This is a genomic window from Enterobacter sp. BNK-29, from assembly GCF_048684785.1.
In the GTDB taxonomy this organism is placed as follows: Bacteria; Pseudomonadota; Gammaproteobacteria; order Enterobacterales; family Enterobacteriaceae; genus Enterobacter; species Enterobacter cloacae_M.
Genome location: NZ_JBLQTU010000001.1, coordinates 1,060,214 through 1,074,755, shown reverse-complemented (window position 1 = coordinate 1,074,755; position 14,542 = coordinate 1,060,214). Strand labels below are relative to the sequence as shown.

The following is a 14,542-nucleotide window of genomic DNA, read 5'->3' as shown; positions in this document are numbered from 1 at the left end:
TGAGTAACATTACTTTGACAGGCGGGAGGTCAATTTGATCCCGGACGTATCTCAGGCGCTGGCCTGGCTGGAAAACCACCCTCAGGCATTGAAGGGTATTCAGCGTGGTCTTGAGCGTGAAACGCTGCGCGTTAACGCGGACGGTAGCTTAGCGACGACGGGTCACCCGAAGGCGTTAGGCTCGGCGCTGACACATAAATGGATCACAACCGATTTCGCTGAGGCACTGCTGGAGTTCATCACGCCAGTAGAGGGTGATATTGATCATATGCTGACGATCATGCGCGATATCCATCGCTACACCGCGCGCAACATGGGCGACGAACGTATGTGGCCCCTCAGCATGCCGTGCTATATCGAGCAGGGCCAGGAGATTGAGCTGGCGCAATACGGCACGTCAAATATCGGTCGGCTGAAAACGCTCTATCGCGAAGGGCTGAAAAACCGCTACGGCGCGTTGATGCAGACGATCTCGGGCGTGCATTATAACTTCTCGCTGCCAATGGCGTTCTGGCAGGCGAAATGCGGTGAAACGGATAAAGATGCGATCTCTGAAGGCTACTTCCGCCTGATCCGCAACTATTACCGTTTCGGCTGGGTGATCCCGTATCTGTTTGGTGCCTCCCCGGCGATCTGTTCTTCGTTCCTGCAGGGGAAACCGACCACGCTGCCGTTCGAGAAGACCGAGTGCGGAATGTACTATCTCCCGTACGCCACCTCTCTGCGCCTGAGCGATCTCGGTTATACCAATAAATCGCAAAGCAATCTCGGTATTACGTTTAACGAATTGCACGAATATGTGGCAGGATTGAAGCGGGCGATCAAAACCCCGTCGGAAGAGTACGAGAAAATCGGCCTCGAAAAAGACGGCAAGCGCCTGCAAATCAACAGCAATGTACTGCAGATTGAAAACGAGCTTTATGCGCCTATTCGTCCTAAGCGCGTAACGCGCAGCGGTGAAACCCCGTCGGATGCGCTGCAGCGCGGCGGGATCGAATACATTGAAGTGCGTTCGCTGGATATCAACCCGTTCTCACCGATTGGCGTTGATGAGCAGCAGATTCGCTTCCTGGATCTGTTTATGGTCTGGTGCGTGCTGGCGGATGCGCCGGAAATGAGTTCAGACGAACTGCTCTGTACCCGTACAAACTGGAATCGCGTGATTCTGGAAGGGCGTAAGCCGGGCCTGACGTTGGGTATTGGCTGCGAAACGGCACAGTTCCCGCTGACCAAAGTCGGCAAAGATCTGTTCCGCGATCTGAAGCGTGTTGCCCGCACAATGGACAGCATTGACGGCGGCGACGCGTATCAACAGATCTGCGACCAGCTGGTGGAATGTTTTGATAATCCGGAACTGACGTTCTCAGCGCGTATTCTGCGTTCTATGATCGATCAGGGCATTGGCGGCACGGGGCGTTCACTCTCAGCGGAGTACCGTGAGATGCTGATGCAGGAGCCGTTAGAAGTGCTGAGCGAAGCAGATTTTGCCGCGGAACGCGATGCGTCCGTGGTGCGTCAGAAAGAGGTTGAAGCGGCGGATACCGAGTCGTTTGAGGCGTTTCTGGCGAAGCAGGCTTAAGCAGAAAAGAAAAAGGCCACATCGCTGTGGCCAAAATATACATCTCTGAATTCAGGGATGATGATAACAAATGCGCGTCTTTCATATACTCAGACGTGCATTCTGTAGAAGAGTTCAGTTTATTTTAAAAAAAATCACTGTCGGAGGTGACGTATGCCGTTATTAGATAGCTTTACTGTCGACCATACCCGTATGGAAGCACCTGCAGTACGCGTGGCGAAGACCATGCACACCCCGCACGGCGACACGATCACCGTCTTCGATCTGCGTTTCTGCGTGCCAAATAAAGAAGTGATGCCAGAGAAAGGCATTCATACCCTGGAACACCTGTTCGCCGGTTTCATGCGTGACCATCTGAACGGCAACGGCGTTGAGATCATCGACATCTCCCCTATGGGCTGCCGTACCGGTTTCTACATGAGCCTGATTGGCCAGCCGGAAGAGAAACGCGTCGCAGATGCGTGGAAAGCGGCGATGGAAGACGTGCTGAAGGTGAAAGAGCAGAACCAGATCCCTGAGCTGAACGTTTACCAGTGCGGTACTTACCAGATGCACTCTCTGGAAGAAGCGCAGGAAATCGCGCGTCACATCATTGAGCGTGATGTTCGCGTGAATAGCAACGAAGAGCTGGCCCTGCCAAAAGAAAAACTGCAGGAACTGCACATCTAGTGCACCTTTTCCCTCTCCCTCAGGGAGAGGGTAGGGTGAGGGTGGTTCAACCCCATGACCACAACCGCAACCTTCTCCTTTACCCATCGTCCCCTCGTTCCGTTCGCCCATGATTACGTTCATGGTGACAGCGAGCCGTGGCATGAGCACGACTGCGCGCAGCTGTTGCACACCCTGAGCGGCGTGGTACGGGTCGATACCGCATCGGGCTGCTGGGTTGTTCCTCCCGGTCGCGGCGTCTGGCTACCGGCGGGGACTCGCCACTCGCTTCGCATCACCGGCAACGTGGCGGCGCGAACGCTTTTCATCGATCCGCTGGCGCGGGCCGATCTCCCGGCCACCTGCCAGATCGTGCAGATCGCGCCGCTGCTGCGCGAGCTGATCCTCGTATCCCTTGCTTTACCTGAATCGTACGCACCCGGAAGCCGGGATGAGCGCGTCTATGAGCTCATTCTCGATGAAATCCGCACCATGCCGGTGCTGCCGTTTCATCTGCCCGAGCCGGAAAGTGAGGCATTACGTCACCTGTGTCTGCAAATCCGGCAAAACGCGGGGGAAAGCTGGAGCGGCGCGCAGGCCGCGAGCCTGATGAACATGAGCGAGCGCACCCTGAACCGCCATTTTCAGCAGCAGACGGGATTAAGCTACGGCGAGTGGTTGAGAAGGGCGCGCCTGCTGGAAGCCTTAGTGCGGCTGGCGCAGGGCCAGCCAGTGCTGCGCGTGGCGCTGGAACTGGGTTACGGCAGCCACAGCGCCTTTACGGCAATGTTCCGCCGGGTGATGGGCGTCTCACCCAGCGATTACTTTAAGAACGACTGACGGCGTTTAAGAGCGCCTGAAGCGACGCGCGCGCCACGTCGCTGTCGATGCCCACGCCCCAGCGGCTGCTCCCGTCCTGGAACAGGCAGCGGATGTAGGCCACCGAGCGGCTGTCGCTGCGTTCGCCTAACGTATGCTCGTGATAATCCTTAATCACGAACGGGGCGTTGACCCAGCGGCTCAAGCCGTGAGCGGCGGCGGAGAGCAGACCGTTACCCTGACCTTCCAGCTGACGCGTTCCCCCCTGCGTAGCGATGCTTGCCGTCAAACGCAGCTGACCGTCCTGCTGGCTGTCGCTGCGGTAGGATTGCAGCGCAAACTGCGGCGTGGCTACCAGTCCGTAGCGGGTGCGGAACAGCTGCCACAGCGCATTCTGCGTCATCTCTTTTCCGTGGCGATCGGTTTCCTGCTGCACGTGCTGGCTGAAATCCTGCTGCAGGGCGCGAGGTAATTTCAGACCATGATTCTGTTCGATGAGCCACGCGCTGCCGCTTTTCCCTGACTGGCTGTTGACGCGGATCACCGCTTCGTAGGTGCAGCCGATATCCTGCGGATCGACGGGCAGATACGGCATCTCCCAGCGATCGCCAGGCCTGCGGGCATCAAAGCCTTTTTTGATCGCATCCTGGTGCGAGCCGGAGAAGGCGGTATAGGCCAGTCGTCCGGCCCACGGGTGGCGTGGATGCACCGGCAGCTGGTTGCAGGCTTCCACCACTTCCACGACCCGGTTCATATCGCTAAAGTCGAGATTCGGGCTGACGCCCTGGCTGTAGAGGTTCATCGCCAGCGTCACCAGGCAGACGTTGCCCGTGCGTTCCCCGTTACCAAACAGACAGCCCTCCACGCGGTCTGCGCCGGCCATCACGGCCAGCTCGGCGCTGGCGACGCCGGTACCGCGGTCGTTATGCGGATGTACGCTGATGCAGACATCCCGGCGGCGGCTGAAGTGGCGACAGAAATACTCGATCTGGTCGGCATAGACGTTCGGCGTGCTCACTTCGACGGTTGCGGGTAAGTTGATCACCATGGGCCGTTCGTCGCACGGCTGCCAGATCTCCGCCACGGCTTCACAAATCTCCAGCGCAAACTCCGGCTCGGTAAAGCAGAAGGTCTCCGGGGAATACTCATACTGCCAGCGGGTGTCCGGGTTCTCTTCACTCAGCTGACGAATAAGCCGCGTGGATCGCGTCGCCAGCTCGACGATTTGCGCTTTTTCCATGCCGAATACCAGGCGGCGGAACAGCGGGGCGGTGGCGTTATACAGATGGACGGTGGCCTGTTTCGCACCGCGCAGGGATTCGAAAGTGCGATGGATGAGATCTTCCCGCGCCTGGGTTAATACCTGAATCGTGACGTCATTCGGGATGCGGTTCTCTTCAATCAGCTGGCGAACAAAGTTGAAGTCCGTCTGCGAGGCGGATGGGAAAGCCACCTCAATTTCTTTGAATCCGCAGCCCAGCAGCAGATCCCAGAACTGCAGCTTGCGGGTGCTGTCCATCGGCTCGGCAAGGGCCTGGTTGCCGTCGCGCAGATCGGTTGAGAGCCAGCGCGGCGCGCGGGTGATGCGTTGCTCCGGCCAGCGGCGGTCGGGCAGGGAAAGGGGCGGATAGGGTTGGTACTTGTCGGCGGGTGTGTTCAGCATGATGCGCTCCTGTTGTCTTTTCACTATCGTGAATTGATTTCAGGAGCGCTGCTTTATCGAAACTGACAATCGCTGTCGCGTTCTGGACAGGGTGCGGTTTTTTGCCGGATGGCGGCTACGCCTTATCCGGCCTACGTTCGTAGGCCCGGTAAGCAAAGCGCCACCGGGCAACTGTCACAGGATTAGTGCGCCCCACCGCCGCCGCTACCGGCGCCAAACGGTGGTTTAGCAAACCACACCAGCCCCAGCAGGACGATAAAGATCCCCGCCGATATCCAGAAAATCTCGTTGGCCGAGATAATCAGACCCTGGTTGGTGATCTGCTGGGCGATCCAGCCGGACGCCTGCTGTTCCGTCATACCCATTCCCTGAAGCTGGTTGTACATCTCCCGGGAGTTCGGGTTGAACGGGTTCACCGCTTCGGTCAGCTGGGCATGGTGCATCGATTCACGGTTCGTCCACAGGGTGGTGGTGATCGACGTACCAATCGAGCCCGCCAGCGTTCGCGTAAAGTTCGACAGGCTCGATGCCGCCGCCATGCGCTCAGGCGGTAAACCGGAAAGCGTGATGGTGGTCAGTGGCATAAAGAAACACGCTACGGCAAAACCCTGAATAAACTGCGGCCACGCGGACGCGCCAAAGTCCATTCCCGGTTCGAAAGTATACGCGCGCCAGTAGAAGCACACGGCGTACATGATAAAGCTGAACGTCACCAGCCGGCGCATGTCGAGCTTGTGGGCGAAGCGGCCAATAATCGGCGACAGCAGAACCGGAATCAATCCAACCGGCGCCGAGGCTAAACCTGCCCAGGTTGCGGTGTAGCCGTAAACCTCCTGCAACAGCTGCGGCAGCAGTACAATCGCGCCGAAGTAGAGCATGTAGGCGAGGCTGATACATAGACAGCCTATGGTGAAGTTTCGCGACTTAAACAGCGACAGGTCGACTATCGGGTTATCGTCCGTCAGCTCCCAGACAATCAGGAAGCTCAGCGACACCACCGCGACAATCGTCAGGATGATGATCTCCCTGGAGTTGAACCAGTCCAGCTCTTTGCCCTGGTCGAGCATGACCTGCAGGCTACCGATGCCGACAACCAGCAGTGCCAGACCAATGGCGTCGATACGCCGCTGTTCCGTCCGGGTTTCTCTGCCGCGCAGCGACTGGAGCGTCATCATTACCACGATGGCGCCAATCGGTACGTTGATGAAGAAGATCCAGCCCCAGTGATAGTTGTCGCTGATATAGCCGCCTAAGATAGGCCCGCAAATCGGCGCGACAATCACGGTCATCGACCACAGCGCCAGCGCGATGGAGCGCTTGGCGGGCGGGTAGTTGTTCAGCAGTAAGCTCTGCGACAGCGGGATCAGCGGCCCGGCAACAATCCCCTGAATGACGCGGAAGAAAATCAGCATCGTCAGGCTGCTGGACATGCCGCACGCCCAGGAGGCAAGAACGAACAATACCGTCGACCAGAGGAACAGCTTCACTTCACCGACGCGCTTTGCCAGCCAGCCGGTAATCGGAATGGAGATGGCGTTTGCCACCCCAAACGAGGTAATGACCCAGGTCCCCTGGCTCAGCGACGAGCCAAGGTTACCGGCGATGGTCGGGATCGCCACGTTCGCGATGGTGGAGTCCAGCACCTGCATGAATGTCGCCAGCGACAGCGCGATGGTCATGATGACCAGCTGCGCGCCTTCCAGCGGTTTTTGCGGCTTTTGCTGTTGCATAACGCTCACCTTCGGATTAACCGGCGTTTGCCTTCACGATGTCATCGATCAGCTTGTTGACCGGATCGAGGCTAATTTCACGGGCGTTACTTTCATAAGCCGGGCTGCTGCGCACCTGGCTTGCCAGGATCTGGCCGTCGCGGTTGGCGGTGTCGACCGTCACCAGCGTAGAGAGGCCGATACGCAGCGGGTGATCCGCCAGCTGTTTGGCATCCAGCTCAATACGCACGGGCAGACGCTGAACCACTTTGATCCAGTTACCGGTGGCGTTTTGCGCAGGCAGCAGGGAGAAGGCGCTGCCGGTCCCCATGTCCAGACCGACCACTTTACCGGTGTACTTCACGTCATCGCCGTAGATGTCGCTGACAACCGTCGCGCTCTGGCCGATACGCATATGGGCAAGCTGCGTCTCTTTAAAGTTGGCGTCTACCCATAGATTGTCTGCCGGCACGACCGCCATCAGCGGCGTGGTTGGGCTAATCTGCGCCCCTGGCTGGACGGAACGACGGGAGACATAGCCGGTCATCGGGCTGACGATTTTGGTACGCTGCAGGGCAAGCCACGCGTTGCGCACCTCGGTCGCCGCCTGCTGTACGGCAGGCTGGTTTTCCAGGCTGGTGCCCAGCACCATCGCCTGGTTGGCGTTGTACTGTTGAATGGCCACATCCAGCTGTGCCTGAGCGCTGGCAACGGCGTCGCGGGCGTGCTGCAGTTCTTCACGGCCAATCAGGTTGGCGGTGCCGAGCGGAACGCGGCGGTTCAGATCGCTCTGCGCCTGCGCCAGCGCCGTTTTCTGCACGTCGATGTTGGCCTGCAGCTGTTTGCTGTTGATCATCAGCTGACGGGTCTGACGGACGCTGGAGGCCAGCGCGGTCTGTGCTTTTTCAAACGCCTGCTGGGCGTCGGTTGGATCGAGGGTCACCAACACATCGCCTTTTTGCACAAAGTCGGTATTGTCAGCCCAGACTTTCGTCACGCTGCCCGACACCTGCGCCATAATTTGTACCTGGTTCCCTGCCACGTACGCGTCGTCAGTCTCTTCAGCATGACGCAGTACTAAAAACCAATAGATCCCATATGCCACGGCAATAATGATAAAGAGCAAGGTCAACAGAAGAAGGGCGCTCTTACGTTTGCCTTTCTTGATGGCCGGTTGCTGCGGGGTAGTGCTCTCCGCATTTGCGCTCATTGTTGTTCTCCACGATCTTCTTATTTTCACATCGGCTGAGCCGACCTGTTGTCAGAAAGGCCAGCACTGTGACGTGCTGGCCTGTCGGTTTTCTTATGAATCTGGAATGGTGAGCGTGTCGTCGCGTTAGCGCAGCGCCTCAAGAACGGCGCCGTCTTCATCCATCTGGTCCAGACGGGTGAGCAGCTTGCGAGTGATGTGCTCAAGCTGGTCGCGCTCGGCGGTGCTGAGGGCAGACCAGAGTTTGTGCAGGCAATTGTGCTGAGGTGGCAGCACCTCGCGCAGGAACTGGTGACCTTTATCGGTCAGTTGCAGATGCAGGCAGCGGCGATCGTTGTCGCTTTCACGGCGCTCAATCCAGCCGCGCTTTTCGAGTTCATCGGCAATACGGGTCGCATTGGTACGGGAGGAGCCCAGCGCGCAGCTCAGTTCGGAAGGCTGAATGCTGTGATTTTCCTGAGACTCCAGCGTAATCAACGCCATAAACAACGTCTCGTTAATCCCTTGAGCTTTCAGCATTTTATTACGGTTTTCCAGTAGCTTACCCTGCATATGCATGCAAAGGCGAGTCAGCAGGATTTCCTGATACGGGAAGTCCTCATGGCGACTGGCGCGGAATTTAAGCATTTGTTCAATGGGCGTAAACGAACTATCCATTTGGGCATAACCTCATTAATTACAGCCGATATAGTAACGATAGTGACAAATAATGTAAATGAATTATTTGTGCGGTTATATCCGCCAAACTTATGTCACCATCAGAAAGCGCCGGGTAAGTCCGTGACCCGGTGAGCACAGAAAGCGTAGGGTGTGAACCCGCTGAAGAGAGGATGTGAGGACGGGGGTCTGAACTATTCATGCCGATTGTAAATATGTCACCCACATTAAAATTTCTGGGATAAATGATTACGTTTACATTAACAGAGTGAAGGGCCTCTTAACACCCTAAGAGGCCAACTCAATGTAAATGTTAGTTAATTGCATCCTGACGGTGATAACCGCGCCACCATACTAGCAGGTTGAGGGTAGCAACGATGGCCCCGATCGTGCATACCCCCGACCAGCCCGCATGCTGCCACGCCGACGCTGAAATAAGCGAACCCGCCGCGCCGCCGATGAAGTAGCTGGTCATGTATCCGGCCGTCAGGCGGTTACGCGCCTCTGGCTTCACGCGATAGATGACGGTCTGATTGGTGATGTGAACGCCCTGAACGGTGAGATCGAGCACCAGGATACCGACAATCAGCGCCAGCACCGAGATGTGTCCGTACCAGATCGCCGCCCAGGAGAGCAGAAGTAAAACCAGCCCTGCGGAGGTGGTCAGATGGGATTTGCCCTTGTCGGCCAGCCCGCCAGCGGGGCGTGCGCCCAGCGCGCCTGCGGCACCGGCCAGGCCGAACAGGCCAATCACCCCTTCGGAATAATTGAACGGCGGCGCGGCCAGCAGAAACGCCATCGACGTCCAGAGAATGCTGAAGTTAGCGAAGGTGAAACAGCCCAGCAGGGCGCGGGTGCGCAGAAGCTTGTCCTGCGTAAACAGGCTGAAAACGGAGGCCAGCAGCTGAGGATAGTTCAGGTGGTTTTCCTGCTTCACTTTTGGCAGCCCGCGCCACAGCGCCAGCGCCATGATGACCATCAGCACGCTCGCCACCCAGTATACGGTGCGCCAGCCGCCGAGGCTTGCCAGCAGCCCGGCAACGGTACGCGCCAGCAAAATCCCCAGCAGCAGGCCGCTCATGATGGTGCCCACCACCTTGCCGCGTTTTTCCGGAGAGGCGAGGGTCGCGGCGAGCGGAACCAGGATTTGCGCCACCACGGAGAACAGCCCCGTTAGCGCGGTACCGACGATCATCATCGTCAGCGACTGGCTGCTGGCGGTGATCAGCATCCCACCGGCGGCCAGAAGCGTCATGGAGACAATCAGCATTCGGCGTTCAAACATATCGCCGAGCGGCACCAGGAACAGCAGCCCGGCGGCATAGCCCAGCTGTGCTGCGGTAACGATAAAGCCTGCGGAGCTGGCGGAGAGATTGAACGCGCGGGCGATGGTGTCGAGAAGAGGCTGCGCGTAATAGTTGCTGGCGACTGCCAGACCCGTTGCCACGGACATTAAAAGGATGAGTGCGGGGCTAAGCCCTTGAGCTGTTTTTGTCATTAGTTTCAGGAATCGTTAGTTGAGTGATTATTTTTCCGGAAACCATAATAGCTAATGATTGTGAATAGTGGGGGATTGTTGGGTGATGTATTGTGCGGTTTAGGTGAATGGTGAGGTCTGGTGCCCTCACCCTAACCCTCTCCCACAGGGAGAGGGAACGCTAACAGAGGGCCGGGGTGAGGGAAAATGTTTTACTTCTGCGCTTCAAGCGCCTCTTTCACCCAGCCGTCAAACTGCTGCTGGTGGGCCTTGATCCAGCCGTCGACGTGGCCTTTCACATCCGCTTCAGACGATTTGCCCGCATGCATCATCGCGTTCTGGGCATTGATGTCCGCCAGCGGCAGCTTCATTACCGAGAACAGCTTCGCCGCCGCCGGGTTTTTCTCCGCCCAGGCTTTGTTGGCCACGATATGCATGGTGTTCACCGGGAAGCCGTAGTTCATGCCGTTCGGCAGCTTGGTGTCGATATCCTTCTGCTTGCCCGGAAGGGAGGAGAACGGCACCTGCAGCCACACCACGTCTTTGCCCGGCTTCAGCACGTCGCTCACCCAGTACGGCGTCCAGGTGTAGTAGATCACCGGTTTACGCTCTTTGAAGCGGGCAATGGTGTCGGCCATCATCGCTGAATAGTTGCCGTGGCTCACGTCGACCGTTTTCGCCAGATCGAAAGCTTTGTTCTGGTGGTTAATCACCGCTTCACAGCCCCAGCCCGGCGAACAGCCCATCATGTCGGCCTTGCCGTCACCGTTGGTGTCGAACAGTTTGGCGATCTTCGGATCTTTCAGCTGTTCAATGTTGGTGATGTGGTACTTATCTGCGGTTTTCTTGTCGATCAGATACCCCTGCGCCGCACCCGTCACGAAGGTGCCTTCGCGATAGAATTTCTTGTCGCCACCGGCGGCGGCATACATGTCGTCGTGCAGCGGCTGCCAGTTCACCGCGGTAAAGGTTGCGTCACCGGAGGCAATCGACGTGTAGCCTACGTTGTAGTCCACTTCGCTCGGCGTGTTAACCGTGTAGCCCAGCTTCTCCAGCGCGCGGCTGACGATCAGGGTCTGGAAGCTCTCTTCCGAAATGGTGCTCTGCACCGGCTGTACGGTAATGCCTTTGCCAGGCAGGTCAACCGCAAACGCGCTGGTGGAGACAAGGGTGGCAAACGCTGTGGCAAAAAGTACGTTATGTCGCATCGTTGTTCCTTATTTTGATTTCGTGAAAGGGCGGGTGAGTAACCCGACAGGGCCGGTGGTATACCAGCGACGGTTGCCGCGACTGCGTGAATCACGACCGACGGCCTGAGTCAGGCGGTCAAGGATGATGGCGAGGATCACAATGCCGACGCCGCCGACGGTGGCCAGCCCCATATCGAGACGGCCAATGCCGCGCAGCACCATCTGGCCCAGACCGCCAACGGCGATCATCGAGGCGATCACCACCATCGACAGGGCCAGCATCAGCGTCTGGTTAACGCCCGCCATGATGGTCGGCATCGCCAGCGGGAGCTGAACCTTAAACAGCATCTGGCGCGGGCTGGCGCCGAACGAGCGTGACGCTTCGATCAGGTCCGCAGGCACCTGGTTAATCCCCAGAATGGTCAGACGAATAATCGGCGGCAGGGCGAAGATAATGGTCACCACCACGCCCGGCACGTTGCCGATGCCGAACAGCATCACGATAGGTACCAGATAGACGAACGCCGGGGTGGTCTGCATCGCATCCAGCAGCGGACGAATAATCTTCGCCGCTCGCGGGCTGCGCGCCAGCCAGATCCCCATCGGCAGGCCGATGACAATGCAAAAGAGCAGGGCGGTCAGCACCAGCGCCAGGGTGATCATTGCCTGCGACCACGCGCCAATTGCGCCAATGGCAATCAGCGAGATCAGCGTGGCGATCCCCATCCCCGCGCTACCGAACTGCCAGGCAATCAGGGAGAACAGGATAATCGCCACCGGTGCCGGCATGCCCAGCATCAGCTGCTGGAAGCCGTTCAGGATGTAATCCACCGGGACGCGGATCCCCTGGAAGACCGGACGGAAGTGCGTGACCACCCAGTCGATCCCCTCTGTGACCCAGCTGTCCAGCGGGATCAGCGTTTTATGGAACGGATCCATGATGTTGAAATGTTCTGGCGCAGGCGCGGGTGCGCTGTTCAGCCAGTCTGCCGCGCCGCCGCCATCGGCAGGAGCGGGCGTGGAACCCCACGCGTCGGTGGATTGCGCAGCGCTGTCCGCTGCCTCAGTGGCGCCCCACGGGTTAGATTGATCGGTCATTGTTTGCCCCCTCGCGATCTAAAGCCTGCAGCAGCATCCGTTTTGAGATGATGCCGACGTACTGTTGTTCCTCACCCACGACCGGCACGGCGCACGGCGCCTGGCCCACGTGAGAAAGCAACTCGCTGAGCGGCGTTTCGGCGTCCACGGCAAGCGGAGCGTCAATTAACGCCGCATCGATTCCCTGGTTCTCAGCGAGAGCCGTTTTCAGGGAGTCGATGGAGACAATGCCAACAAATTTATTACCGCGTTCAACCAGATAACCATATTCACGGTCTTCGTCCTGCAGCAGCTTAAGCGCCGAGCGCGGGCCGAAGCCTGGCGTTTTACGGATAATGCCGTTTGGCGTTCGACGGGCAATATCTTTGGCGCTAAAGACCTGGCTAATATCCACGCCGCGGAAGAAGGTGCGGACATAATCGTTTGCCGGATTATTGAGAATTTCATCCGGCGTGCCGACCTGCACCACTTCACCGTTTTGCATAATGGCAATGCGGTCGCCAATACGCATGGCTTCATCCAGATCGTGGGAAATAAAGACAATAGTTCGCTGATGTTTAGCCTGTAATTTTACCAGCTCGTCCTGCATCTCGGTGCGAATTAACGGATCGAGGGCGGAGAAGGCTTCATCCATTAATAATATGTCTGGATTAATGGCTAATGCACGGGCTAATCCCACGCGTTGACGCATACCGCCGGAAAGTTCATCCGGGTACGCATGCGCATAATTTTCCAGCCCGACCTGACGCAGCGCATCAAGGGCTTTTTCCTGACGTTCCTGAGCCGGCGTGCCGGCTAATTCCATGCCGAAAGCGGTATTATCCAGCACCGTCATGTGCGGCATCAGCGCGAATGACTGGAACACCATTGCGATCTTCTTTCTGCGCACCTCGCGAAGCTCTGCGTCTGATATTCTGGCGATATCCACGCCGTCAATCAGTACCTGTCCGCGGGTGGGTTCAATCAGGCGATTGAGAAGGCGAACCATAGTGGATTTACCCGAACCGGATAATCCCATGATGACAAAAATCTCGCCTTCTTCAATGGCCAGACTGGCGTCTTTAACGCCAAGCGATAGCCCGGTTTTTTCCAGAATTTGCTCTTTCGTAAGGCCTTTCTCAATATATTTGAATGCGCGCTGCGGGTGCTCGCCAAATACTTTATAAAGATTTTTCACTTCTAATTTAATTGCCATGCAATAGAGAGTGTCCTGTTATTTGTTTATGCCGATATGATTACCATGGTAAATTGTTAACGGGCATAACCCTAACATACTGAGAATCTGAGACAACCCTGAGTCGGGCGAAGGGCAGAATTTTGACGTAAGCGAAACGGCTGAATTTCCCATGAATAAAGGGCTGAGGGCGGTTTGAATTTTTCTCAATTTTTTGCTGCTGCATCGGGAAATTTCGCCTGAACCGGAATGATTCAGGCGAATATTACGTGGAAATTACAGTGTGGTTGTTTTGTAAATATTAGAGAGGGAATTGTTGGGTTTATATTAAATTAACGAACGTTAGCGTTCATCAAAAATCCCAGTCTTCATCCTCGGTTTCCACCGCTTTGCCCATCACATACGATGAGCCCGATCCCGAGAAGAAATCGTGGTTTTCGTCGGCATTAGGCGACAGCGCGGCCAGAATCGCCGGGTTCACCTCCGCCATCTCCGGCGGGAACAGCGCGTCGTAGCCCAGGTTCATCAGCGCCTTGTTGGCGTTGTAGCAGAGGAAGGCCTTCACGTCGTCCTCCCAGCCTGTGCCGGCGTAGAGTTCCTCCGTATAGCTCAGCTCGTTGTCGTACAGATCCATCAGCAAATCGAGCGCAAAGCCTTTAAGCTCCTCGCGCTTCGCCTCGCTGACTTTCTCCAGCCCTTTCTGATACTTATAGCCAATGTAATACCCGTGCACCGCTTCATCGCGAATGATGAGCCGAATCAAATCGGCGGTGTTGGTGAGCTTGCCCCGGCTCGACCAGTACATGGGCAGCCAGAAGCCGGAATAGAAGAGGAAAGATTCCAGGAACACGCTGGCGATCTTCTTCTTCAGCGGCTCGTCGGCGCGGTAATATTCCAGAACCAGCTCTGCCTTTCTCTGTAGTGACTCGCTCTCTTCGCTCCAGGTATAGGCGGCGTCCACGTCTTTGGTCTGGCACAGGGTCGAGAAAATCGAGCTGTAGGAGCGGGCATGCACCGCCTCCATAAAGCTGATATTCGACATTACCGCCTCTTCGTGCGGCGTCAGCGCGTCGCTCATCAGAGCCGGTGCACCGACGGTGTTTTGAATGGTGTCCAGCAGCGTCAGGCCAGTAAAGACGCGGATCGTCAGCTGCTGTTCGGCGTGGCCGAGCGTTTGCCAGGCCGGAATATCGTTGGAGAGCGGAACCTTTTCCGGCAGCCAGAAGTTGCTGGTCAGGCGGTTCCATACCTCCAGGTCTTTATCGTCCTGGATTTTGTTCCAGTTAACGGCACTCACGCGTGACAGTTTCATCCTTTC

General features: G+C 57.2%; 12 protein-coding genes. 3 read left to right on the top strand and 9 right to left on the bottom strand.

The features are described 5' to 3' along the window. The first annotated feature begins 34 nt into the window (after nucleotides 1–34). From gshA to ACMGGX_RS04955, 3 genes are all read left to right on the top strand, one after another. Nucleotides 35–1,579 (top strand): glutamate--cysteine ligase, encoded by a 1,545-nt coding sequence (gene gshA, locus ACMGGX_RS04965; protein WP_047646220.1) that lies wholly within the window; start codon nucleotides 35–37, stop codon nucleotides 1,577–1,579. Between the two features lie 153 nt (nucleotides 1,580–1,732). Further along, nucleotides 1,733–2,248 carry an S-ribosylhomocysteine lyase gene (luxS, locus tag ACMGGX_RS04960; protein WP_008499539.1) on the top strand — a complete coding sequence of 172 codons (516 nt, stop codon included), beginning with the start codon at nucleotides 1,733–1,735 and terminating at the stop codon, nucleotides 2,246–2,248. A gap of 54 nt (nucleotides 2,249–2,302) precedes the next feature. After that, on the top strand, nucleotides 2,303–3,067 hold the full coding sequence (locus ACMGGX_RS04955; protein ID WP_348561863.1) for a helix-turn-helix transcriptional regulator: 765 nt from the start codon (nucleotides 2,303–2,305) through the stop codon (nucleotides 3,065–3,067). On the opposite strand, the gene leuA is transcribed toward ACMGGX_RS04955, so the two are convergent. The 9 genes from leuA to nrdF all read right to left on the bottom strand — a co-directional run bounded on the left by leuA (nucleotide 3,054) and on the right by nrdF (nucleotide 14,536). Beyond that, nucleotides 3,054–4,709 (bottom strand): 2-isopropylmalate synthase, encoded by a 1,656-nt coding sequence (gene leuA, locus ACMGGX_RS04950; protein WP_420298117.1) that lies wholly within the window; start codon nucleotides 4,707–4,709, stop codon nucleotides 3,054–3,056. The genes ACMGGX_RS04955 and leuA overlap by 14 nt on opposite strands. Before the next feature lie 182 nt (nucleotides 4,710–4,891). Continuing rightward, nucleotides 4,892–6,439: a multidrug efflux MFS transporter permease subunit EmrB gene (emrB, locus tag ACMGGX_RS04945; protein WP_181593728.1), complete on the bottom strand. Its 1,548-nt coding sequence runs from the start codon at nucleotides 6,437–6,439 to the stop codon at nucleotides 4,892–4,894. Nucleotides 6,440–6,455: 16 nt separating this feature from the next. Further along, nucleotides 6,456–7,628, bottom strand: coding sequence for a multidrug efflux MFS transporter periplasmic adaptor subunit EmrA (gene emrA, locus ACMGGX_RS04940; RefSeq protein ID WP_181593727.1), 1,173 nt, complete (start codon nucleotides 7,626–7,628; stop codon nucleotides 6,456–6,458). A 126-nt stretch (nucleotides 7,629–7,754) separates the two neighbouring features. Beyond that, complete coding sequence (mprA, locus tag ACMGGX_RS04935) at nucleotides 7,755–8,285, bottom strand: transcriptional repressor MprA (protein ID WP_023308933.1); 531 nt, start codon at nucleotides 8,283–8,285, stop codon at nucleotides 7,755–7,757. A gap of 313 nt (nucleotides 8,286–8,598) precedes the next feature. Beyond that, nucleotides 8,599–9,783, bottom strand: a complete 1,185-nt coding sequence (locus ACMGGX_RS04930) for an MFS transporter (RefSeq protein ID WP_063439581.1) — start codon at nucleotides 9,781–9,783, stop codon at nucleotides 8,599–8,601. A gap of 191 nt (nucleotides 9,784–9,974) precedes the next feature. Beyond that, the gene (gene proX, locus ACMGGX_RS04925) at nucleotides 9,975–10,970 is read right to left on the bottom strand and encodes a glycine betaine/L-proline ABC transporter substrate-binding protein ProX (protein ID WP_420298116.1); all 996 of its coding nucleotides are present in this window, start codon (nucleotides 10,968–10,970) and stop codon (nucleotides 9,975–9,977) included. Between the two features lie 9 nt (nucleotides 10,971–10,979). Next, nucleotides 10,980–12,050 carry a glycine betaine/L-proline ABC transporter permease ProW gene (proW, locus tag ACMGGX_RS04920; protein ID WP_181593724.1) on the bottom strand — a complete coding sequence of 357 codons (1,071 nt, stop codon included), beginning with the start codon at nucleotides 12,048–12,050 and terminating at the stop codon, nucleotides 10,980–10,982. Then, on the bottom strand, nucleotides 12,034–13,245 hold the full coding sequence (gene proV, locus ACMGGX_RS04915; RefSeq protein ID WP_047743962.1) for a glycine betaine/L-proline ABC transporter ATP-binding protein ProV: 1,212 nt from the start codon (nucleotides 13,243–13,245) through the stop codon (nucleotides 12,034–12,036). The genes proW and proV overlap by 17 nt, the downstream gene beginning before the upstream one ends. A gap of 331 nt (nucleotides 13,246–13,576) precedes the next feature. After that, complete coding sequence (nrdF, locus tag ACMGGX_RS04910) at nucleotides 13,577–14,536, bottom strand: class 1b ribonucleoside-diphosphate reductase subunit beta (protein ID WP_420298115.1); 960 nt, start codon at nucleotides 14,534–14,536, stop codon at nucleotides 13,577–13,579. Nucleotides 14,537–14,542 lie beyond the last annotated feature (6 nt).